This is a genomic window from Bacillus sp. B.PNR1, assembly GCF_030386235.1.
GTDB classification, from domain to species: domain Bacteria; phylum Bacillota; class Bacilli; order Bacillales; family Bacillaceae; genus Bacillus; species Bacillus stercoris.
The window spans coordinates 19,617-40,544 of record NZ_JANYMN010000004.1; the positions used below are offsets into that span (position 1 = coordinate 19,617).

The 20,928-nt window shown below is 43.4% G+C and carries 20 protein-coding genes; 12 read left to right on the plus strand and 8 right to left on the minus strand.

Annotated features, from left to right (window positions below):
* The first annotated feature begins 42 nt into the window (after positions 1-42).
* The 6 genes from NZD81_RS19055 (at position 43) to NZD81_RS19080 (ending at position 6,228) form a co-directional block, all read left to right on the plus strand.
* Positions 43-1,434, plus strand: coding sequence for an MFS transporter (locus NZD81_RS19055; protein ID WP_282374031.1), 1,392 nt, complete (start codon positions 43-45; stop codon positions 1,432-1,434).
* Positions 1,435-1,528: 94 nt separating this feature from the next.
* Positions 1,529-2,491: a carbohydrate kinase family protein gene (locus NZD81_RS19060; RefSeq protein WP_289861049.1), complete on the plus strand. Its 963-nt coding sequence runs from the start codon at positions 1,529-1,531 to the stop codon at positions 2,489-2,491.
* 193 nt (positions 2,492-2,684) lie between these two features.
* Entirely contained in the window at positions 2,685-3,368 is a 684-nt protein-coding gene (locus NZD81_RS19065) for a PspA/IM30 family protein (protein WP_282374033.1), read from the plus strand.
* A 65-nt stretch (positions 3,369-3,433) separates the two neighbouring features.
* Positions 3,434-4,459: a TFIIB-type zinc ribbon-containing protein gene (locus NZD81_RS19070; RefSeq protein ID WP_172641231.1), complete on the plus strand. Its 1,026-nt coding sequence runs from the start codon at positions 3,434-3,436 to the stop codon at positions 4,457-4,459.
* The gene (locus NZD81_RS19075) at positions 4,459-5,226 is read left to right on the plus strand and encodes a TPM domain-containing protein (protein WP_172641230.1); all 768 of its coding nucleotides are present in this window, start codon (positions 4,459-4,461) and stop codon (positions 5,224-5,226) included. The genes NZD81_RS19070 and NZD81_RS19075 overlap by 1 nt, the downstream gene beginning before the upstream one ends.
* 30 nt (positions 5,227-5,256) lie before the next feature.
* A complete protein-coding gene (locus tag NZD81_RS19080) occupies positions 5,257-6,228 on the plus strand; it encodes an SPFH domain-containing protein (RefSeq protein ID WP_136654956.1) in 972 nt (323 codons plus the stop codon).
* A gap of 46 nt (positions 6,229-6,274) precedes the next feature.
* Here NZD81_RS19080 and NZD81_RS19085 read toward each other — a convergent pair whose 3' ends face one another.
* Entirely contained in the window at positions 6,275-7,300 is a 1,026-nt protein-coding gene (locus NZD81_RS19085) for a potassium channel family protein (RefSeq protein ID WP_134975882.1), read from the minus strand.
* Between the two features lie 567 nt (positions 7,301-7,867).
* On the opposite strand from NZD81_RS19085, the gene iolT reads away from it, so the two are divergent.
* Positions 7,868-9,289 (plus strand): myo-inositol transporter IolT, encoded by a 1,422-nt coding sequence (gene iolT / locus NZD81_RS19090; RefSeq protein WP_147772987.1) that lies wholly within the window; start codon positions 7,868-7,870, stop codon positions 9,287-9,289.
* A 46-nt stretch (positions 9,290-9,335) separates the two neighbouring features.
* On the opposite strand, the gene bdhA is transcribed toward iolT, so the two are convergent.
* On the minus strand, positions 9,336-10,376 hold the full coding sequence (gene bdhA / locus NZD81_RS19095) for a (R,R)-butanediol dehydrogenase (protein ID WP_282374034.1): 1,041 nt from the start codon (positions 10,374-10,376) through the stop codon (positions 9,336-9,338).
* A 436-nt stretch (positions 10,377-10,812) separates the two neighbouring features.
* Between bdhA and walM the strand changes: the two genes are divergently transcribed.
* Positions 10,813-11,184 (plus strand): cell wall metabolism protein WalM, encoded by a 372-nt coding sequence (gene walM, locus NZD81_RS19100; protein WP_003234013.1) that lies wholly within the window; start codon positions 10,813-10,815, stop codon positions 11,182-11,184.
* A 65-nt stretch (positions 11,185-11,249) separates the two neighbouring features.
* Entirely contained in the window at positions 11,250-12,296 is a 1,047-nt protein-coding gene (locus NZD81_RS19105) for a PD40 domain-containing protein (protein WP_069149082.1), read from the plus strand.
* Positions 12,297-12,329: 33 nt separating this feature from the next.
* Here the strand turns inward: NZD81_RS19105 and NZD81_RS19110 are convergent, their stop codons facing one another.
* The 6 genes from NZD81_RS19110 to gabP all read right to left on the minus strand — a co-directional run bounded on the left by NZD81_RS19110 (position 12,330) and on the right by gabP (position 17,343).
* Positions 12,330-12,488, minus strand: coding sequence for a hypothetical protein (locus NZD81_RS19110; RefSeq protein WP_134975879.1), 159 nt, complete (start codon positions 12,486-12,488; stop codon positions 12,330-12,332).
* A 184-nt stretch (positions 12,489-12,672) separates the two neighbouring features.
* Positions 12,673-12,882, minus strand: a complete 210-nt coding sequence (locus NZD81_RS19115) for a cold-shock protein (RefSeq protein WP_003234008.1) — start codon at positions 12,880-12,882, stop codon at positions 12,673-12,675.
* A gap of 82 nt (positions 12,883-12,964) precedes the next feature.
* Entirely contained in the window at positions 12,965-13,780 is an 816-nt protein-coding gene (locus tag NZD81_RS19120; protein WP_251199282.1) for an alpha/beta fold hydrolase, read from the minus strand.
* A gap of 12 nt (positions 13,781-13,792) precedes the next feature.
* Entirely contained in the window at positions 13,793-14,032 is a 240-nt protein-coding gene (locus NZD81_RS19125) for a hypothetical protein (protein ID WP_176720967.1), read from the minus strand.
* A 208-nt stretch (positions 14,033-14,240) separates the two neighbouring features.
* The gene (gene cotA, locus NZD81_RS19130) at positions 14,241-15,782 is read right to left on the minus strand and encodes an outer spore coat copper-dependent laccase CotA (protein WP_282374035.1); all 1,542 of its coding nucleotides are present in this window, start codon (positions 15,780-15,782) and stop codon (positions 14,241-14,243) included.
* Between the two features lie 151 nt (positions 15,783-15,933).
* Positions 15,934-17,343, minus strand: coding sequence for a GABA permease (gene gabP, locus NZD81_RS19135; protein WP_014663046.1), 1,410 nt, complete (start codon positions 17,341-17,343; stop codon positions 15,934-15,936).
* A gap of 398 nt (positions 17,344-17,741) precedes the next feature.
* On the opposite strand from gabP, the gene mneS reads away from it, so the two are divergent.
* From mneS to NZD81_RS19150, 3 genes are all read left to right on the plus strand, one after another.
* A complete protein-coding gene (gene mneS / locus NZD81_RS19140) occupies positions 17,742-18,614 on the plus strand; it encodes a manganese transporter MneS (protein ID WP_134975878.1) in 873 nt (290 codons plus the stop codon).
* Between the two features lie 150 nt (positions 18,615-18,764).
* Positions 18,765-19,727 (plus strand): AAA family ATPase, encoded by a 963-nt coding sequence (locus tag NZD81_RS19145; RefSeq protein ID WP_282374036.1) that lies wholly within the window; start codon positions 18,765-18,767, stop codon positions 19,725-19,727.
* Positions 19,727-20,923, plus strand: coding sequence for a DUF58 domain-containing protein (locus NZD81_RS19150; protein ID WP_282374037.1), 1,197 nt, complete (start codon positions 19,727-19,729; stop codon positions 20,921-20,923). The genes NZD81_RS19145 and NZD81_RS19150 overlap by 1 nt, the downstream gene beginning before the upstream one ends.
* The last annotated feature ends 5 nt before the right edge of the window (positions 20,924-20,928 follow it).

Here is a 20,928-nt window from a genome sequence, read left to right on the forward strand (position 1 = left end):
TTGTGTACTGGAAATGAAAACGGATTCTTGAGGTGGGAAATGATGATTGAAACGGAAAAAGTAACGGCAATGAAAGTGAAGCACCAGTCAAAATCCAGCACCGGACTGTCCTGGTTTGAACGAATCGGCTATGGATTCGGCGATATGTCGTATAATATTATCTTTCAGTTTGTAAACGCATACTTATTATTTTATTATACAGACGTCGGCGGCATTCAGCCTGCGGTGATCGCAACTTTGTTTCTTGTTGTGCGTGTGCTGGATGCTATTTTTGACCCGATCATGGGATTGATTTTAGATAAAACGAATACAAGGTGGGGAAAAGCAAGGCCATATTTGCTGTGGGTGGCATTTCCTTTTGCGCTATTCACATTCTTATGTTTCACGACGCCTCATTTCGGTGAGATCGGGAATATGGTATATGCGTACGTCACCTATATTCTGCTTGGGATGTCCTTTAGTATGCAAACAATCCCGGTGAACAGCCTAACGGGGCGGATGACGAATTCTGTGGAGGAACGGACGGTTCTGACCACAACCCGGATGATTTTGGTATATATCGGAATTCTTTTATCCATTTCCTGTGCGACACCGCTTGCAACTGCTATCGGGGGAGAGGATCAGGCGTTTGGATTTCAAATGACTGCGCTCATCTACGCGGCGGTCAGCATTGTTTTGAATCTATTCAGTTTCTTTACTGTACGGGAGCGGATTCAGCCTAAAAAGAGAAACAAACAAGGGATCAAAAAGACATTATCCGTTTTATTCCGAAATAAACCTTTGCTTATGTTAATTTCATCATTTTTGGCTTTTGCGATCGGGTTTAATATTAAGCTCAGCACGATGGTGTATTATTTTACGTATAACGTAAACCATAAAGAATTTGTGTTTATGGGAACCGTTTTATTTTTCGGAGCAGCGCTGATCAGCAATTTGTTTATTCCTTTCTTTTCTGAGAAGTGGGGCAGAAAACAAGTCATGATCATCACGGCGGCTCTATCGCTTATTTCTTATGCCGGCCTGCATTTTACGCCGTATTCATCGATAACACTCATTTTCATTTGGCTTTTTGCATCGGGATTTTTCACAACGCCTTTAAATACGCTTGCTTGGGGAATGGTTGCGGATTGTGTCGATTATGCGGAATGGAAAACCGGAATTCGCGCGGATGGTGTGGTGATTTCGAGCATGAGCTTTATTAATAAGCTGGGTGTGGCGTTAGCCGGATCATTTTCGGCCATTTATTTAGGAATCGCGGGGTATGTGGCGAATGCAGACCAGACAGTTGCGTCATTGAATGCGATTAAAAACATGAATGCTTTGATTCCGGGATTTTTCATTTTGCTTTCTATTATTCTCATCGCCTTCTATCCTTTAACGGAAAAAAGATATAAGCATATCATCTCTGAGCTGGAGCAAAGGTCTGCGAAATAAATATATGTAAAATTTTCAATATTCAATGTTGTATTTATAGCAGAAAGTAATATACTGAGACTATAATCTAGACTTTATAAATGAGTGTGATAATATGCGTAGTCAATCTGTTGTTTGTATTGGAGAATTGTTAATTGATTTCTTTTGTACCGATGTTGACGTTGATTTAATGGACGGGCGCCAATTCTTGAAAAGTGCCGGCGGTGCACCGGCGAATGTGTCAGCAGCGATTGCCAAGCTGGGTGGAGACGCCGCTTTCAGCGGAAAAGTAGGCAAGGATCCATTTGGGTATTTTCTGAAGCGCACATTGGACGCTGTACATGTCGATACCTCTATGCTGGTGATGGATGAGAAAGCGCCTACAACGCTTGCTTTTGTTTCATTAAAACAAAATGGAGAACGTGACTTTGTTTTTAATAGAGGCGCGGACGCTTTGTTTACGCTGGAGGATATTGACCAGGAAAGAGTAAACGAAGCGAAAATCCTTCATTTCGGCTCTGCAACGGCGCTGTTATCAGATCCATTTTGCTCAGCTTATTTACGGCTGATGTCGATTGCGAAGGATAATGGACAGTTTATCTCGTTTGACCCTAACTATCGTGAAGATTTATGGAAGGGAAGAGTCTCAGAGTTTGTAAGTGTCGCGAAAAAAGCGATCGCTGTAAGTGATTTTGTGAAAGTCAGTGACGAGGAGCTTGAGATTATCAGCGGTGTGAAGGATCAGGAAAAGGGAGTTGCGATCCTTCATGAGATCGGAGCCAAGATTGTCGCTGTAACCCTTGGGAAAAGCGGAACGCTTCTTTCCAATGGAAAAGACCGTGAAATCATTCCAAGCATTCCGGTGACATCAATCGACTCAACAGGAGCGGGAGATGCTTTTGTCGGTGCGGCTTTATATCAATTGGCAAACACGGGCCATATTCAATCTGTAGAAGCAGATTTTGCGAAGCTGCGTGAGATTGTGGCGTTTGCCAATAAGATCGGAGCTCTTGTGTGCACTAAAATTGGAGCGATTGATGCACTGCCAAGCATGGATGAGATTGAAGTTTCTTTGTAATCATTAAAGGTGTTTCTTGAAAGTCTTTGGACTTTTGGGAGCACCTTTTTTTATTGCTTACATTTTTGTTCAGGTAAAAAGTTGTATATTTTCCGTTTGAAATGTCATTTTTTATTAAAAAAGTGAAACTTTTAACGATAATAAATAGTATATGTAACAAGGGTTATCGAATAGCTTTAGGAGGAACGATATAATGAGTATAGTTGGAAGATTTAAAGATATTATGTCTGCGAATATCAATGCTTTATTGGACAAGGCTGAAAATCCGGAGAAAATGGTAGATCAATATTTAAGAAACATGAATAGCGATTTGGCTAAGGTTAAGGCAGAAACAGCAGCTGTTATGGCTGAGGAGCAGAGAGCAAAAAGAGAATATCACGAGTGCCAGGCGGATATGGAAAAGATGGAAAGCTATGCAATGAAGGCACTGCAAGCCGGGAATGAGGGCGATGCGAGAAAGTTCCTTGAAAGAAAAACATCTTTGGAATCAAAGCTTTCTGAGCTGCAGACGGCGAATCAAATTGCTGCAACCAATGCCGCGCAGATGAGAAAGATGCATGACAAACTGGTATCTGACATTGGAGAGCTGGAAGCACGCAAAAATATGATCAAGGCGAAGTGGGCAGTAGCGAAAACGCAAGAAAGAATGAACAAACTGGGCGCTTCTGTTTCGAGTACAAGCCAATCAATGTCTGCATTCGGCCGAATGGAGGACAAAGTAAATAAGGCGCTTGATCAGGCCAATGCAATGGCTGAACTGAACAGCGCTCCGCAGGATGATATGGCTGATCTGACTGCAAAGTATGACACTGGCGGTTCAAGCCAGGTTGATGATGAGCTTGCTGCGTTAAAAGCGAAAATGATGCTCGATAAGTAATACATAGGAGGCCGCAGCTTTCGGCTGCGGCGCCATTTTATCATAAGATGTGAGAGGGAACGGTAATGATAATATCTTATAAGTGTCCGAACTGCGGCAGTGATATGGCATTTGACAGTGAAACCGGCTCGTTATCCTGCGGCAGCTGCGGAAGACAGGACAATATTGAAAGCCTTCCGAAAGAAAACATTGCGGCGCGGTTTTCTGAAGACGAGGCAAAAGAATATCAATGTGAAAACTGCGGCGCCGTTTTGATCACGGAAGCTGAAACGACAGCAACGACGTGCAGCTTCTGCGGGGGTGCTGCAATACTTGCCGATCGTTTATCAGGACATTTGGCACCGGCAAAAGTCATCCCATTTACAATCAGCAAGCAAGAAGCCGAACAGGCATTTCGAAAGTGGTGCAAAAAAGGCCTTCTGACACCAAGAGGTTTCATGTCTGCTGATCGAATTAAAAGCATCACCGGCATGTATATTCCGTTTTGGATGTTTGATTTAAATAGTGAAGTACAAGTGAGAGCAAACTGTACCAGAGTCCACCAGTATGAAGAAGGGGATTATATATGCACAGAAACAGAGCATTTTGAAGCGTTTCGTGATATCAATCTAGATTATTTGAAAATTCCTGTTGATGCCTCAGAAAAAATGAATGATGAGTTAATGGATAAGTTGGAGCCATATTCATACGATCAGCTGAAGGACTTTCAAACGGCATATTTGGCCGGCTATATTGCGGAAAAGTACAATTATACCGATGAGGAGCTTTTTCCAAGGGCAAAAGAGAAAATAAGCAGTTATATAGATTCATACATCCATTCTACTTTTTCCGGATATACGTCAGTCAATGTGAGGGACAAACATATTCACACGAAAACTGTGAACAGCTTTTACGTTTTGCTTCCCGTTTGGATGGTCAGTTACGATTATGAAAGAGCGGAGCATATCTTTGCGATGAACGGGCAAACAGGTAAGGTCGTCGGAAAGCCGCCGATCAGTTCAGGAAAAGTAGCGGCATGGTTTAGCGGAATAGCAGGCGGGACATTTCTTGCATTGAAGCTCGTTTCATTGATGATGGGAGGCGGATTTTGATGCGGGGATTTTTAGGGAAAGCGATCTTTGTTGTGCTGGCTGTCTTCATCATGATGCCTTTACTGGGGATCGAAGCGGCAAGAGCTTCTGAATCACAGCAGCATGTGTATGACCATGCCCATCTATTATCAAAAACAGAAATCGAAAAACTTGAATCTCTCTCGGCAGAGCTGGGTGCAAAGAGAGACACTGATTTCATTATTATTACGACTAAAAGCACAAATGGTGAAGATATTGCCGATTATGCCGGCGATTTTTATGATCGTTACGGAAAAGGCAGTACAGCTATTTTAACGATTGATATGGCGGATAGAGAAGTATTCATCTCGGGCTACAAAAAAGCTGAAAAGTATTTGGACAACAACAGGCTCAACAGCATCAGAAATACGATTTCATCTGATTTATCCAATGAAAATTATTTCAAAGCTTTTGAGACATATATTAAGCTTTCCTATAAAGATATGGGCATAAAACCCGGAATAAACCCCGACAACATATTCTTCACATGGTGGTTTCAGCTGATTGCTGCCATCGCAGTCGGGGGAATTGCGGTTTCAATTATGCTTTATCAGGCGGGCGGCAAAGTAACGGTTAATGGGAATACATATATGGATCAGCGTACGTCTGATGTGATTGATCAATACGACACTTATATCAGAACGACTGTAACAAGAGAAAGAAAACCATCAAATGATAAAGACAGCGGCAGCGATGGCGGTGTGACGAAAGGCGGCACGTCATACAGTGGAAGCCGGGGCAGTTTCTAGTAGTAGAAAATAGAGAAAGGAAGAGGTAACATGTCGTTTTTCAGAAACCAATTAGCAAATGTAATAGAGTGGGAAGAATTTAGAGATGATATGATTTTTTATAAATGGAACAATCGTGAAATTAAAAAAGGGAGCCGTTTAATCATTCGTCCCGGACAGGATGCTGTCTTTTTGAACAATGGGCGGGTTGAAGGGGTTTTTCAAGATGATGGCGATTATGATATTGAATCAGAAATTATTCCATTCCTTTCAACGTTAAAGGGCTTTAAGTTTGGTTTTAACAGCGGCATGCGTGCCGAGGTGCTGTTTGTCAATACGAAGGAATTTACCGTAAGATGGGGAACAAAACAGGCGATAAATATTCCGGCAGCGGGAATGCCAGGCGGGATGCCGATTCGTGCAAACGGTACATTTAATTTCAAGGTGCAGGACTATATGAGCCTGATTGATAAAATCGCTGGCGTGAAGGATCAATATTATGTAGAGGATATTAAAACCCGTATCACTTCTATTCTGGACCAGCTTCTCATGAAGTGGATCACAAGAGAAGGGAAAGATATGTTTAATCTTCAAGCGAACGCTTTTGATATTGCGAAGGGAATTCAAGAGGACTTAGATATGCAATTAATAAGTGACGGGATGACGGTCACTGGTTTTCAAATCATGAGCTTTAATTATCCTCAAGAGGTTCAGGATATGATAACAAAGAACGCTTCCTACGGTATGGTTGGGGATGTGAACAGATACCAGCAAATATCGATGGCGGATGGAATGGCATCCGGAAAGATGAGCGGAGGCGGAGCGGCTTCGGATATGGCAGGAATGATGATGGGAATGAATATGGCCAATCAGATGATGAATCAAATGAATCAGAGTCATCAGGCACAGTCATCAGGCCCACAGTCAACTGGCAGCGGAAGTAAACCGAATTTCTGTCCAAACTGCGGAACAAAAACGGGCGAAGCCAATTTTTGTCCGAATTGCGGCCAGAAGCTTGTATAAGAATCATACAGTGAAAAGTCCCGAGTGATCAGCACTCTGGACTTTTTTATTTAGGAGAATATGCGTTATCTATTGCTTGCTCCTGAACAGGCCATTTTCGAGCACCCGCTTGGACAATTCCCAGCAGCAATTGACGACGTTCCTTTATTGAATTGACGGCAATTTGAAATGTTTGCTTAGATAAAGCCGGTATGCCTGATTGGTGAAGCTTTGAGATGTCTGGTTCCGGCGGCGCTTGTTCTGCAGGATGGATATAGGCAGTATGAACGGTGTCCAGGTAGTTTTTGATACTCGAGCGCGCTTCTTTAATGTGAAGCTGATTTGGCTGATATTGTTCAGGAATACCGTATTTGAAAATGGTTAGAGCCTCATCCAATACAGCAACAGCTATAATGGAGGATTCCTGATGCTGCGTGCTGTGGTAAAAATGAAGGATGGGGAAGGCGTTATGCTGAGCGGTCAGCTTTCCCAGCTCTGATGAGGCGGCGACAAGAAGAAAATCAATGTCGTGAAAGTCTTTGCCATTCCATGCATTATGGACGATTTCTGTTCCGTCACGCCCTAGACTTAATACACTTTGGGCAAAGGAACGCTTTTGATTCACCGCACTCAAGACGGAAATCAAATACGTGACGGAAAAAGTGATGGTAAGCAGTCCTTGAGCTGTTTCAATAACCGTGACAAGCTTCCATAGGCCTCCGTTTGGTGCGAGATCGCCATTTCCTAAAGTAAACATGACATAGCCGGAAAAATAAATTCGGTCTGACCAGGAAGCCGGTTCTTTCGATTGAACTTCCACAAGTGAATGAGGGTCGCTCGAGAAAATCAGCACCCATCCGCTCCAAAATAGAATGATCCATATCACTAACGTCAGGCATAACAGCAGTGGACCTGCCGTACTCAGAACCTTTGCGTGGTCTCCGCTGATTTTGCGGCAGCCTTTCCACAGCCAAGCAGACAGGCATCTTGTGATCGGGCCTGCACCGCTCTCTAACCATAACGTGGTCCATAAAAAATCAATCATCCCCGCTGTCAATAATAAAAGGCCTGCAATGATATAACCCTCATTCATTTTTTTTGCCTCCCTTAAGCCAGCCTTCTTTTATTTTCTTTTCTATTTCCTTTTATCTTGAGTCTGAAACAATTGACCGAATGTTTGATTTTAGATGAAGTTAACCAACACTTACCCATTTATCGATATGAACAGAAAATCACAGAGATTTTGACTTAATTCACACATTTTTCGTTCGTTTTCCCCTTGATTTAGTGATTTTCCTTTTGTTGAATAAAAAATTTTCAGAAATTTATATTGACTGAAAACGTTTTTATAATTATGATAATATCAGATATAACAAAAATGTCACTATCATATTACTATAATAGTACTATGAAGTGACTATAAGATAACAAAATAGCAAGGTTATGCTCAAAGAAATACTCATTGTTTTTTTAGCTAGAAATGAAATCGCTTCCAAGGAGGATGGAATGATAATAAGAAGGGAAGGTTATAAGGTTATTGGATAAAAACATGAAGAACTTTTTTCTGAAGCCTGTGACGAAATGTGAGGAAGACAGCAGCCCTGGAATAGGTTTTTGAAATACGCATTGATCGATTTTGAAAAAGACTGGGGGAAACAGTATGAATAAACAAGGCAATCAAATGTCATTTTTACGCACGATTATTTTAGTCTCTACTTTCGGCGGGCTTCTTTTTGGCTATGATACCGGTGTGCTCAATGGAGCTTTGCCGTATATGGGAGAGCCGGATCAGCTTAATCTCAATGCCTTCACAGAGGGCCTTGTCACCAGTTCACTTCTTTTTGGAGCCGCGCTGGGTGCTGTGTTTGGCGGCAGGATGTCTGATTTTAACGGCCGCCGCAAAAATATTTTATTCCTCGCTGTTATATTTTTTATTTCGACGATCGGGTGTACGTTTGCTCCGAATGTTACGGTCATGATCATTTCCCGTTTTGTGCTTGGTATTGCGGTAGGGGGCGCATCAGTGACGGTGCCTGCTTATTTAGCGGAAATGTCACCTGTGGAAAGCAGAGGACGGATGGTGACGCAGAACGAATTGATGATTGTATCAGGACAGCTTTTGGCCTTTGTTTTTAATGCAATCCTTGGAACAACAATGGGAGACAACTCCCATGTGTGGAGGTTCATGCTGGTCATTGCGTCGCTTCCAGCCGTGTTCCTGTTTTTCGGGATGATCAGAATGCCCGAGAGCCCCCGCTGGCTTGTTTCGAAAGGGAGAAAAGAAGATGCTTTGCGTGTATTGAAAAAAATCAGGGATGAAAAGCGGGCAGCAGCTGAGCTGCAAGAAATTGAATTCGCTTTCAAAAAAGAAGATCAGCTTGAAAAAGCAACGTTTAAAGATCTTTCAGTCCCATGGGTGCGCCGTATTGTGTTTATTGGATTAGGGATTGCGATTGTACAGCAAATTACAGGTGTTAATTCGATTATGTATTATGGGACTGAAATTCTAAGAAACTCTGGTTTCCAAACGGAAGCCGCTTTAATCGGAAACATTGCGAATGGCGTGATTTCAGTATTGGCAACATTCGTCGGAATCTGGCTGTTGGGAAGAGTGGGGCGCCGGCCGATGCTGATGACGGGCTTGATCGGTACGACAACAGCATTATTGCTGATCGGGATATTTTCACTTGTACTTCAAGGATCACCGGCACTTCCGTATGTGGTTCTGTCACTAACAGTTACATTCCTTGCTTTTCAGCAGGGGGCCATTTCACCAGTGACGTGGCTGATGCTTTCTGAGATTTTCCCGCTTCGCCTTCGCGGACTGGGAATGGGTGTCACGGTATTCTGTCTGTGGATGGTGAATTTTGCAGTCAGTTTCACTTTCCCGATATTGCTGGCCGCCATTGGGCTGTCCACAACGTTCTTTATCTTCGTTGGATTAGGCATTTGCTCTGTTCTGTTTGTGAAGAAGTTTTTACCGGAAACGAAAGGACTTTCGCTTGAGCAGCTGGAAGAAAACTTCCGCGCTTATGATCACGGCGGGGCCAATAAAGATTCTGGCGCTGAAGTGATTGGATAAAATAAAAAAGAATCCGCATACGAGCGCGGATTCTTTTTTATGCTGATTAGTTAGGTCTGACAAGGATTTTGACTTGGCTTTTCTCTTTAATAAGAGCCCCGAAGCCTTCCTCGATCAAATCATCTAACACGATTTTTTTCGTTACGAGTTTGTCGGCTGAGAAATAGCCTTCTTTCATTAATGACAATACAGCCGGGAAGATGTCGCGGTATCCGATAATTCCTTTTACTGTACGTTCCTTGATGACGATATCGTTCGGATGGATTTCAGCACCTTTTTCCCAAATGCTGACGATGACTGTTTCACCGGCAATTGTAGTGGACTGGATGGCTTGTCGCAACACCACTGGAACACCAGTGACTTCAAATGCTACGTCAACTCCGCCTCCTGTACGTTCTGCAATCTCAGCGACTACATCGTCTGTTTTAGATGGATCAACGATGATCGCGCCAAGCTCCTGAGCTTTTTGCTGGCGTTCAGGTGAAAGCTCAACAGCATAAATATCAGTAGCACCGGCAGCTTTCAGCGCTTCAATCACAAGAAGTCCGATCGGGCCGCAGCCAAATACAGCCGCTTTGTCGCCGGCTTTAAGTTTGCTTGAGCGGACAGCATATAGAGCGACTGCTGAAGGCTCAACGAGCGCACCTTGTTCGTATGATAATTCATCAGGGAGTTTGAACAAAAGCTCTTCATCTACAGAGACGTATTCAGAGAAACCGCCGCCTCCGCCGGCTAAGCCGAGGAATCCCATTTGTTCATCAAGGTTGTAGGCGCCTTGGTGGCCGTGTGTAGCAAAAATCGGTTCGACTACGACGCGGTCTCCAACTTTATAATTTTCAACGCCTTCTCCGACTTCGACAACTTCACCGGAGAATTCATGCCCCATTGTGACAGGTGCCGTTTCATTTGTTAATGGGTGCGGTTTGTCAACCGGAATAAAGATCGGGCCGCCCAGATATTCGTGTAAATCACTTCCGCAGATGCCGCACCATTTGACTTTGATCTTTACTTTTCCCGGCTCCGTTTTTGGCTCTTCGATATGTTCAATACGGATATCCTTTTGGTTATGCCATCTTGCTGCCTTCATGGATTACCACTCCTATAACTTTTGATGTGAGTAATTCCGCACCGGTCAATATGAACTGTTCACAAAATCGCCATTTTTAAAACCAAAAAAGAAATGAAATTTTTATATAATATAATCTACGTTTTTTGAAAAAAGAAACTTTGAAGAAAAAAGAGTCTCGCACACTCTTTTTTCTTTATATGAGAGTATCAATCGTTTACATAGCTATGAATTTGGTTTGAACAATACGGTAATGGTTCGTTCATATTGAATGCGACAACTACTCTATTAATAATTATAACGCTAATACCGCTATTATAATAGGATAATCTTCCATGGTTTAATTTAGCAGAGGTAACTTTTTTGACTTTGTAACATTACTGTAAGGATATTGAAATAAAAAATAGCTGGTTGATCGTGTATAATCTTCCTAGATGTTAACAAACAGGGGGACGAAATGTTGAAGAAAGTCATTTTAGCCGCTTTTATCTTAGTAGGAAGTACTTTGGGAGCTTTTAGTTTTTCATCAGATGCCAGTGCGAAACATGTGAACGGAAATATTACTTGGTATAATGGAGTCGGGAAAAAAGGCTCTTCAGGTAAGAAACTTGGACATTGGGATTGTGCGACCAAAATCGGATTTGATGTTCCTAGAAACGGGACAAAAATCAGAGCTTATGCAAAAGCGAAGCCTAAAAAGGTGATTACGGTTTATAAAAATGATGTTGGCAGAATGCCTAATGCGGTGCTTGATGTAAGCCCTAAAGCGTTTAAAGCGCTTGGATATCCATTAAGCAAAGGTAAGGTAGCGGGGCATTACAGCTATTAATTTACATATATAATCTGTAAAGCAAGAAGTCACATTCTTGCTTTTTCTATTGGTGGAGATAAAAGATGAAAAAAAGTATCATATTATTGTTAGCAGTGATAATAGCGGCAGCTGCCGCGGGGGTTGTGTTTTATGTTGCAAAGGATAAAGGCCATCAGAAGGCTGCTGATGTGACAGTCAATACCGAAAGCGGTGATGAGCTGCTGGTTTCCATTACAGATACGGATCTGCTGACAAAGTATTATGAAAATGACAAGGTGATCCATGAGGAAAAGCTGACCAGCTATCCGGCATTTGCCTTGGATCAAAAACAGCAGGTGCTCTATTATACGGGCAATAATGATCAGAATGAAATGAGGCTTTTTAGGCTGGATCTAAAGTCTAATAAAAAGACGATGCTTTATAAAGGCGCGGAGAGTGCGGACAGTTTGTTTTTATCAAAGGACCGTTCAACCATCTATTTCCGTTTAGGAAAAGCGGACGAAAGCAATTTCCGGATCGCCGCTTTTGATCTGAAAACGAAGAAGTACAAAAACATTTATCCTGCCGCTAATGATCAGGATGACACCGTCAGCAGCTTCTTTTATAACCCAAAAAACGATTCATTTGCATTGCTTCATTATTCTGTAGAAGAAGACTACAAGAAAACAGATGAAGCAAATGAAAAGGGCATCGACCCTGAACCAACAACGATTCATTTTGCGGAAGGCCGACAAAATAAATTTAATGAGCTTAAAAGCCTAAACCAATTTATCAGCGATATTGCTGTTTCTGATGATGATAAACGTATTTTATTTACATCATATACGCAGAGAGGGACGGAGCAAACCGCTGCTATTCAGATGCTTAATGCGGATACGAAAAAGTATGAAAACATCATCTCAAATCAAAAATCATTTAAGCTGTTAATTGACGCACAGCCTCAGTTCTCTAAGGATGGAAAGAACATTTATTTTCTTGCCGAAGCCAAGGGGGCTAAAAAGCTGAAGGACGAAACAGGGCGTGAAGCTAAAGTGCGGACGATTTATTCCTATAACCTTGAAAATAAGACCTTCAAAAAAGTATGGGAAAATCCGAACGGCATCATTAACAGCTTTTCTGTGATCAACTAATGAAAACCACTCGGCTTAGGCTGAGTGGTTTTTTTAATGGACGAGGTGCAGGGCTAATGATCCGAGCCATTTTAAAAAATGGATTAGAGGTATCGACAAAAACAGAAGTTCAACATAAGAGTTCATTGCAAGGTTCAGCTTTTTGAACGCAGCTCTTTTTTGCAGGTCTTTTTGCTGCTGGTTTGAGATCACGTTATCACTCCTTTTGTATCCATATTATACCATTAAAACAAACAAAAAAGCCCTAAACGTTTACAGTTTTGGGCTTCTTTCCTTTTGGCCTCTTGCCATGAGAGGCTTTATTCTGAAATATAGAATTTTGTCTCCGTTCGGGGTTTGTTTGCTTGAAGGAGACTGCGTTTGTTATAGGGAAGAACTAGCTTGTTTTCGTTTGGCTGTTATTTTGGAGATTCACTAATGAACGGATGCCGTCGACCATTTTACTTCCGCACAAAGGGCACAATGGCGTATCACTGCTGGCGAAGTTCTTTCTGGTCCAGCCGTTACAGTCTTCTTTTGTGCATTCCCAAGTACTCACATCTTCTTTTGGCAGCGGTTCTTGATTACGTTTGTTATAGTAAGACATAAAGTCACTTCTTCCCTCATGTATTTTACTGCACATTTCTTATTGTCTCATACTTTTCCCTAATCTCCTAATTCCTTTTTCTTTATGACTTTCCAGTCAGCCCATCTAAAAAGGAGAGGAGTGTGCTGTTAAAAGCGCCGGGCTCTTCTAAAAACGGGCAATGGCTGCTTTTAGAAAAGGTGACGAGTGTCGAGTTTGGAATGTGGCTGCGCAGGTGTTCCCCAGCTGCGGTAGAGAAAAATTTCCGGTCTTCCCCGAAGCACAGCAATGTTGGCACACTAATGTTTTGAAGAGTGCCGCGGTAATCAGCAGCCGTTTGGTTAAATAAAATCGTGCTTGAAATGGCGGCAGGCTGTTTGAGGATTTCTGCCAGCATCCATTCTGTTTCTGTTTCGGCAGGCGGCTCTGCGAACATATTCTGGATGAAGCTTTCGTAGAATGGCAGCGGGTCAGCCTGAATGGCGTGCATCGCTGTTTTTAAACCGTCAAAATCAAATGGGCCGTGTTCCCAGCCCTCCCATTGATAGTCGGAAGCAGATTGATCAATGATGACAGCAGCTTGTATGTTATCATTCCCAAATTGATGGAGATAATCCCATACGACAAAGGCCCCCATTGACCAGCCGGCAAGAACGACATGATCAAGCTCCATTGCGTTTAGAAATTCCCTTACGTCACGGGCGTATTGGGAAATGGTGTGTCCATGAAGCACTTTGTCAGATTCGCCGTGTCCTCTAAGATCAAGACGAATACATTGATAATTGGCAGAAAGCGCCGAAAATTGTTTGTGGAAAAATTGTCCGCTCATCAGCACCCCATGTATAAACAGGATCGGTGTCCCGCTCCCATGTGTTTCATAGTAAAGGCGTGTCTGATCTTCTAATGTGATGTATGGCATATTTCTCCTCCCTTAGTTTCCGTCATGAGTATGACTAGCTGCTGTTGCGCTTGAATGGCTGTTCAACCATTTCATTGTATACATCAATGAAAGTATGACATGTTTGTTTTGCCTCATGCTGAAAATGAATGTCCAGAATAGAAACAACAGTAAAACGGTGTATGTATTGAGTGTTGTGAAGCTGCCGATGTTTGATTTAATATCGCTGCTCAAATCATAAAAGCGCTGAAAAGCAAACTCTCTTTTATTCACAATATATGCAGAGGAAATGAGTATTAATATCTGATCGTGTGAAACTTTTCATTTTCATTTTGATTTTCATTCAGCATAAATGGAAATTTTTTGTGTAGATGGTGTTCAGAAAAAAGCAGCTCCTTTTGCAGTTTATACGTAATACGATAAATTGAGGCAAAGGTTTCATAAAGAAAAAAACTTGCCAGCTAGAGGCAAGTTTGTCGGGTTATTTGTTGGGATCAGTTATATCCATCGGTCTCATCATGTCGTAGTCCTCATGTTCAAGAATATGGCAGTGCCATACGTATCGTCCGCTGTACGGCCCGAATGTCGCCGCGATTCTCAGGACTTCACCCGCATGCGCTTGAATGGTGTCTTTCCATCCCTTTTCACTTGGCGGCGGCGGGATAGCCGGACCCGTATAGGACAATTCCCCGCTTTCTTGATAACGGGCGATATCAAACGGACGCCGGTCTAATACACGGAAGGAGACCAGATGCAGGTGAATCGGATGTGTTCCGCGTGTCGGGTTGATAATGGACCATATTTCAGTTGTGCCGGCTTTTGGTGCTTCTGTGACAGGATCGTGCCAGCGTTTGTTATTAAGCAGAAGGACGGGTCTGCCGTATTCGTCCTGGGTTCCTGCCAGTTTTAGTGTTCTGATGTTTTGTATTCTTTCATGCTGTACGGAAGGGTATGAGGCGAGGTACTTCGGCTTTCTGCTTTCGTCTTGTTGCGCTAATGGTTTTGTGACTCTGAATTGCATGATATTCGCATCTGTTTCAGGATTGACGTCACCGCCGCAGCCCGCGCTGTTTGCCAAAATGATCGATTCTCCTTCATACGCTGTGAAGTCAATGATGATATCGTAACGTTCAGCAGGCGCAAGACTGAAAGAATTCAATTTAACAGATCGCGGCAGGAGTCCTCCATCTGAACCGACCTGAATAAACTCTCCGCCATTATCGAGTGACAGATTATAGGTTCTGGTATTGGAGGCGTTGATGACGCGGAATCGGTATTTCCTCGGCTCGACTTCCAAGTATGGCCATACCTTCCCGTTGACGAGTATGGTTTCTCCGCAAAAAGCCGGAACGATTGAAGGATTAGGCAGTGACGGAGAAGGGTTTTCCGGTGCGCTCGGATAAAACAAAGAACCGTCCTCATTGATCGTGCGGTCTGTGATAAGAAGCGGCACATCGTATTCGCCTGAAGGCAGCTTTAAGCGTTTTTCCTTTGGATCATGAATGATATAAGCGCCGACAAGTCCGGCATAGACATTTAGCCTGGTGAGCGCCATGGCGTGATCGTGATACCACAATATAGCCCCGCGCTGCTGATTAGGATAATGATAAACCTCTCTTTTGAAATAAGGTCCTGTTTGTTCAAAGTCTTTGGAAAACCAAGCCTCCGGATATCCGTCGCTGTCATCTGGCGTGACGCCGCCGTGTAAATGAACAACAGTCTTTACTTCGGGTTCTTCATGCTGGCTGTCACTGTGATGAATGGTGTGATCAACCGGAAGGAAATGCGTGGAAGGAAGATTATTCATCCATTTCACATATACATTTTCATTTCTTTTAACCTCAATGGTAGGGCCCGGAAATAAGCCGTTGTAGCCCCACAGGCGGGTCGGAGGGAGATCGCGGTGAAGCTGATAAGTGCATTCCTCCATGGTGACTTCGTAGTATGTTTTTTCTTTTGATTGCTGCACTGGCTTTAGTGTATCTGGGATTGGGAGAGCATCCACAAATTTTTCAAGTGTCATTTTCATCTGTCCTTATCTAAATTTTCCAAATTGGTATTATAGTTAATGACAATAAGGACGTGATGGTTACAAAAAATCTTCGTGCTGAAGACTGCCTAATGAAGAAAATAACAAAATCCTAAACGGCAGGCCGTTTAGGATTTGATCAGCGTTAAGGCAGGATATCGGGCTGCTGCTGTGTGACTGGCTTTGCAGCTACTTTCTCGCCCACCTTGCGTTTTCTGAACACAAGGTAAGAAATCAGAACGATTCCCGTGATGACACCTGTCAGCAGAAGCTCATCTCGCATGGAATCAATAAACGCCATGGACACTAAAATTCCACAGATGGCGATGATGGTCAAGTAAGTGAGGAAAGGGAAAAGCCACATTTTGATTTTCAAAGCTTCCGGGTTTGTTTTTTCGAGTTTTTTCCGCATTCTCAGCTGGGAAACAGCGATGACAAGGTAGACGAGCAAAGCGATTGCGCCTGATGAGTTGACTAAAAATAGAAAGACAGTATCCGGTGAGAAATAGTTCATTACGACCGCGATATAAGAGAAAAATGTTCCGGCTACAATAGCTTGTACGGGAACGCCTTTTTTGCTCAATTTCATAAAACGGCGCGGCGCCTCGTTTCTTTCTGCAAGTGAATATAGCATTCTGGATGTGGTGTACAAACCTGAATTCAGGCAAGAGAGTACGGCTGTGAGGACGATAAAGTTCATGATCTGTGCGGCTGCCGGCACTCCTATATGCTCAAGTACAGCGACGAAAGGGCTTTCTAAAATATTTGCTGAATTCCAAGGCAAGAGCGCCACAACAACGGCGATTGAGCCCACGTAAAAGACGATGATGCGCCATACAACGGATCTGGTTGCTTTTGTCACAGATTCGATCGGGTTGGATGTTTCTCCTGCTGCAATGGCAACGATTTCAGTTCCCATAAAAGAGAAGATGACAACGACAATGCCGAGCAGTACAGTGCTGATGCCTTCCGGGAAAAACCCGCCTTTGCCTGTAATATTCGAAAAGCCGACTGGCTCACTGCCCGGTGCAAAGCCAAAAATAAAGGCAAAACCAACGATTAGAAAAGCAATGATGGTCACAACTTTAATGAGGGAGAACCAATACTCAAACTCACCGAAAGACTTAACGGAGTAGACGTTTGTCAGGGTGAGCACAATCGTCAAAATCAAACTTGTCAGCCAGAGCGGAATATCATGGAACCAGTATTGAATAATGCCAGCGCCGGCAATGGCTTCGATCGCGATAACGATCACCCAGAAAAACCAGTACAGCCAGCCGATTGTAAATCCTGCCCACGGTCCGATGGCGTCGTGAGCGTATTGAGAAAACGATCCGCTCGTCGGGTTTACGGCAGACATCTCACCGAGCATTCTCATAATAAAAATCACCAATAATCCGGCCAACGCGTAAGAAACAATCGCACCGGGACCGGTCGAGTGAATCACTGAACCGCTGCCTACAAATAGCCCGGCACCGATGACGCCGGCGATCGAAATCATTGTCATATGGCGCGTCTTTAATTCTTTTTTTAATCCTGGTTGAGACTGGTTCATAAGTTACCTCCTTTAAGAATGAAATCATTACTGAATATTATGATAATTGAAACTCTATCATAAATATACAGTTTGTCGAAAATTCATGTGAGAAAATATAACGTTTTATTTCAAATTTGTAGTTATTTGTTTGCGCTTTCATAAAATATAGGAATGAATATTTCGTTTATAATTCACTTTTGCAAGTTTGTTTGATATTTCCAATTCTAAGGATCGCTAATGTGTAGATTTTCATTAGGTTTAAAGGGCTTTTTAGAGTCACAATAAATTGGATTAGAGAAAAAGTGTTCCATCATCACTATTTTTCTGTGGCAGGTGAATCATGTTTCTGTAGACCCACTGCGGTTCAGCTTTGTATGATAATCATAGGAAAACGTGAGTGGAGAGGAGGTTTTTGTATGGAGAGATATGATGAATTGAAAAAAGGCGAATCCGGGGCGCTGGTCAGTATTGCCGCGTATCTTGTCCTTTCTGCGATTAAACTGATCATCGGTTATTTTTTTCACTCGGAAGCACTTACGGCAGACGGGTTAAATAACACAACTGACATTATTGCTTCTGTTGCTGTTCTGATCGGCCTGCGCATCTCTCAAAAACCTCCTGACGAAGATCATCCATACGGCCACTTTCGGGCGGAAACGATTGCATCGCTTATCGCCTCCTTTATTATGATGGTTGTCGGTTTGCAAGTGCTGTTCAATGCCGGAGAATCTATTTTTTCTGCTAAGCAAGAGACGCCGGATATGATCGCGGCTTGGACGGCAGCAGGCGGGGCAGTACTGATGCTGATCGTTTACCAGTACAATAAAAGGCTGGCCAAAAAGGTAAAGAGCCAGGCGCTCCTTGCTGCGGCTGCTGATAATAAATCAGATGCGTTCGTCAGTATCGGCACGTTTATCGGCATTGTGTCTGCTCAATTCCATCTGGCTTGGATTGATACGGTCACTGCGTTTGTGATCGGTCTTCTCATTTGCAAGACCGCATGGGATATTTTTAAAGAGTCATCTCACTCTTTGACAGATGGATTCGATACAAAGGACATTTCAGCTTATAAACAGACGATTGAAAAAATCTCCGGTGTGAGCCGTTTAAAAGACATAAAAGCAAGATACTTGGGCAGTACGGTTCATGTTGATGTGGTGGTTGAGGTATCGGCAGATTTAAATATTACGGAAAGCCACGATATAGCCAATGAAATTGAGCGGAGGATGAAGGAGGAGCATGCGATTGACTATTCACATGTTCATATGGAGCCTTTGGAACAAAAATAATGGAGCTTCCTGTCACAGGAAGCTTTTTTGCGTGATTTGTCCTGCTTGGTTGGAAACAATTTGCTAGAATCGTTTTTTTATACAAATCTCTTTTTGTGGTAAAGTTAGGTTACGATATGATGAATTTTGTAGATAAATAGGAGGAAAAGAATGGCATATCAAGAAGACCTGCATCCTTTGCTGGGGAAAGCAGTTGAACATATTAATAGAGTAATGGTTGGAAAACGAGACATCGCCATACTCAGCTTGGCAGCACTTCTTGCCAAAGGGCATGTGCTGCTTGAGGATGTACCCGGAGTCGGAAAAACGATGATGGTCCGCGCGCTGGCGAAGTCAATTGGCGCCGATTTCAAAAGAATCCAATTCACACCGGATTTGCTGCCATCTGATGTAACAGGGGTATCTATCTATAATGCAAAAACGATGGAATTTGAATATCGTCCCGGTCCGATTATGGGAAATATCGTGCTGGCCGATGAAATCAACCGTACTTCTCCGAAGACACAGTCGGCTTTGCTTGAAGCGATGGAAGAGGGAAGCGTAACGGTAGATGGCCATACGATGCCGCTTGCCGCTCCGTTTTTTGTGATGGCAACGCAAAACCCGGTCGAATATGAAGGGACCTATCCTTTGCCGGAAGCCCAGCTTGACCGTTTTTTATTCAAACTTCGGATGGGTTATCCGTCCTTTAATGAAGAGCTTGATGTCTTATCTCTTCAGGAAAAAAGCCATCCGATTGAGACGCTTGAGCCGGTTATTACTAGAGAAGATTTCATCCGTTTGCAGCTGGAAGTGCAAAATGTCCGTGCTGATGACAGTATTAAAGAATATATCGTTGAAATCGTGCAGAAAACGAGACAGCATCCCTCTGTTCAATTAGGTGTCAGTCCGCGCGGCTCAATCGCTCTCATGAAAGCGGCACAGGCCTACGCGCTGCTGCATCATCGCGACTATGTCATCCCGGATGATATTCAATATTTAGCTCCTTTCACGCTGCCGCACCGGATGATGCTTCATCCTGAGGCGAAATTTGAAGGGATTCAGGCAGAAGCGATCGTAGGGGAGATCATGTCAGCTGTGAAGGTGCCGGTTCAAAGGTCGTCGGTCCGCTGATGAATAAGAATTGGCAATGGCTTGTATATGGTTGGAAGCTGATAATATTAACTTTATTGACGGCTGCTGTTTTTTCTTATGCGATGTTTCAGGGCGGCTTTGTCAGCTGGTTTTTATTTTACGCGTTTTTCCCTTTTGTCTTGTATGCCGGGCTGCTGGCATTGTATCCGCTCCGCTCATTTCAGGCTTCACGGCAGATGGATAAAACACAATTGCATGCGGGGGACAGGCTGGGCGTGACGATTACGCTGAGACGGAAGCTGCCGTTTCCCCTGATGTATATGGTGATTGAAGATTGCCTGCCAGAAGGAATTGAGTCCTTGAAGCGAGACGAAGCCGCGGCCAAACGGCTCGTTTTTCCTTGGTTTAAACGGAGTATGACGATGTCGTATGAATTAGCTCGGGTACCGCGCGGAGAGCATCACTTTCATGCTGTCAGGGTGCGAACCGGAGATGTTCTTGGATTGATTGAAAAAACAGCATTTTTTGAGCTGGGGGATATCCTGTTTGTTTATCCATCCTTTCAGCGTTTTTCCTATCAGGTGAATGAGAGGCATCAGGAAGACGGTGTAAGCGGTTCTTCTCCTATTCATCAGCACCATTCCTCAGTCGCAGCAAGTGTGCGGAATTATCAGCCGGGAGACCGGTTTGCTGCATTAGATTGGAAGACTTCTGCACGGCGGAGCCAGCTGATGACGAAGGAATTTGAACCTTCCCGAAGCAAAAATCTGTTTCTTCTGATGGACCGTTTTCCCTCTGAAGCATTCGAAGAGGTCGTTTCAGCGACTGCTTCAATCCTTTATTCTGTTTTGAAAAACGGAGCGGGCGCAGGATTGGCTTCCGTCGGAAAGGAAAAAAACATTTTCCCCATTCAGGAAGGGGATCAGCATTTTAAGCACATGCTTCGGCATTTAGCAGTGGTTCATTGTGATGCGGCTGACCCGATAAGCCGATATGTACGGGAGGAGCTGGGAAAGCCATCTGTTCGCCAAGCCGATCAAGTGGTCGTCACGGGACAGGTAACGGAAGATCTGCTGCACCTCGCAGAAATCGGAGGCGGCCGGGTTACGGTGATACTGGCAAAAGAGAAAGATGCTGAGCTTTCTCAAGCTGAAAATATCGTGATTGAACGCATGATGAAACGCCAAATCAGAGTTCAGGTCATGAGGGGCGGACGAGTTTCGCGTGTTGTTTAGAAAGA

Coding starts and splice junctions, on each gene's coding strand:
- mneS (WP_134975878.1), top strand. CDS start 17,742: ATGGAGAGATATGATGAATTGAAAAAAGGCGAATCCGGGGCGCTGGTC.
- gabP (WP_014663046.1), bottom strand. CDS start 17,343: ATGAACCAGTCTCAACCAGGATTAAAAAAAGAATTAAAGACGCGCCAT.
- NZD81_RS19065 (WP_282374033.1), top strand. CDS start 2,685: ATGAGTATAGTTGGAAGATTTAAAGATATTATGTCTGCGAATATCAAT.
- NZD81_RS19120 (WP_251199282.1), bottom strand. CDS start 13,780: ATGCCATACATCACATTAGAAGATCAGACACGCCTTTACTATGAAACA.
- NZD81_RS19055 (WP_282374031.1), top strand. CDS start 43: ATGATTGAAACGGAAAAAGTAACGGCAATGAAAGTGAAGCACCAGTCA.
- NZD81_RS19080 (WP_136654956.1), top strand. CDS start 5,257: ATGTCGTTTTTCAGAAACCAATTAGCAAATGTAATAGAGTGGGAAGAA.
- NZD81_RS19075 (WP_172641230.1), top strand. CDS start 4,459: ATGCGGGGATTTTTAGGGAAAGCGATCTTTGTTGTGCTGGCTGTCTTC.
- NZD81_RS19085 (WP_134975882.1), bottom strand. CDS start 7,300: ATGAATGAGGGTTATATCATTGCAGGCCTTTTATTATTGACAGCGGGG.
- NZD81_RS19105 (WP_069149082.1), top strand. CDS start 11,250: ATGAAAAAAAGTATCATATTATTGTTAGCAGTGATAATAGCGGCAGCT.
- NZD81_RS19145 (WP_282374036.1), top strand. CDS start 18,765: ATGGCATATCAAGAAGACCTGCATCCTTTGCTGGGGAAAGCAGTTGAA.
- NZD81_RS19070 (WP_172641231.1), top strand. CDS start 3,434: ATGATAATATCTTATAAGTGTCCGAACTGCGGCAGTGATATGGCATTT.
- NZD81_RS19060 (WP_289861049.1), top strand. CDS start 1,529: ATGCGTAGTCAATCTGTTGTTTGTATTGGAGAATTGTTAATTGATTTC.
- cotA (WP_282374035.1), bottom strand. CDS start 15,782: ATGACACTTGAAAAATTTGTGGATGCTCTCCCAATCCCAGATACACTA.
- iolT (WP_147772987.1), top strand. CDS start 7,868: ATGAATAAACAAGGCAATCAAATGTCATTTTTACGCACGATTATTTTA.
- NZD81_RS19150 (WP_282374037.1), top strand. CDS start 19,727: ATGAATAAGAATTGGCAATGGCTTGTATATGGTTGGAAGCTGATAATA.
- bdhA (WP_282374034.1), bottom strand. CDS start 10,376: ATGAAGGCAGCAAGATGGCATAACCAAAAGGATATCCGTATTGAACAT.
- NZD81_RS19115 (WP_003234008.1), bottom strand. CDS start 12,882: ATGTCTTACTATAACAAACGTAATCAAGAACCGCTGCCAAAAGAAGAT.
- walM (WP_003234013.1), top strand. CDS start 10,813: ATGTTGAAGAAAGTCATTTTAGCCGCTTTTATCTTAGTAGGAAGTACT.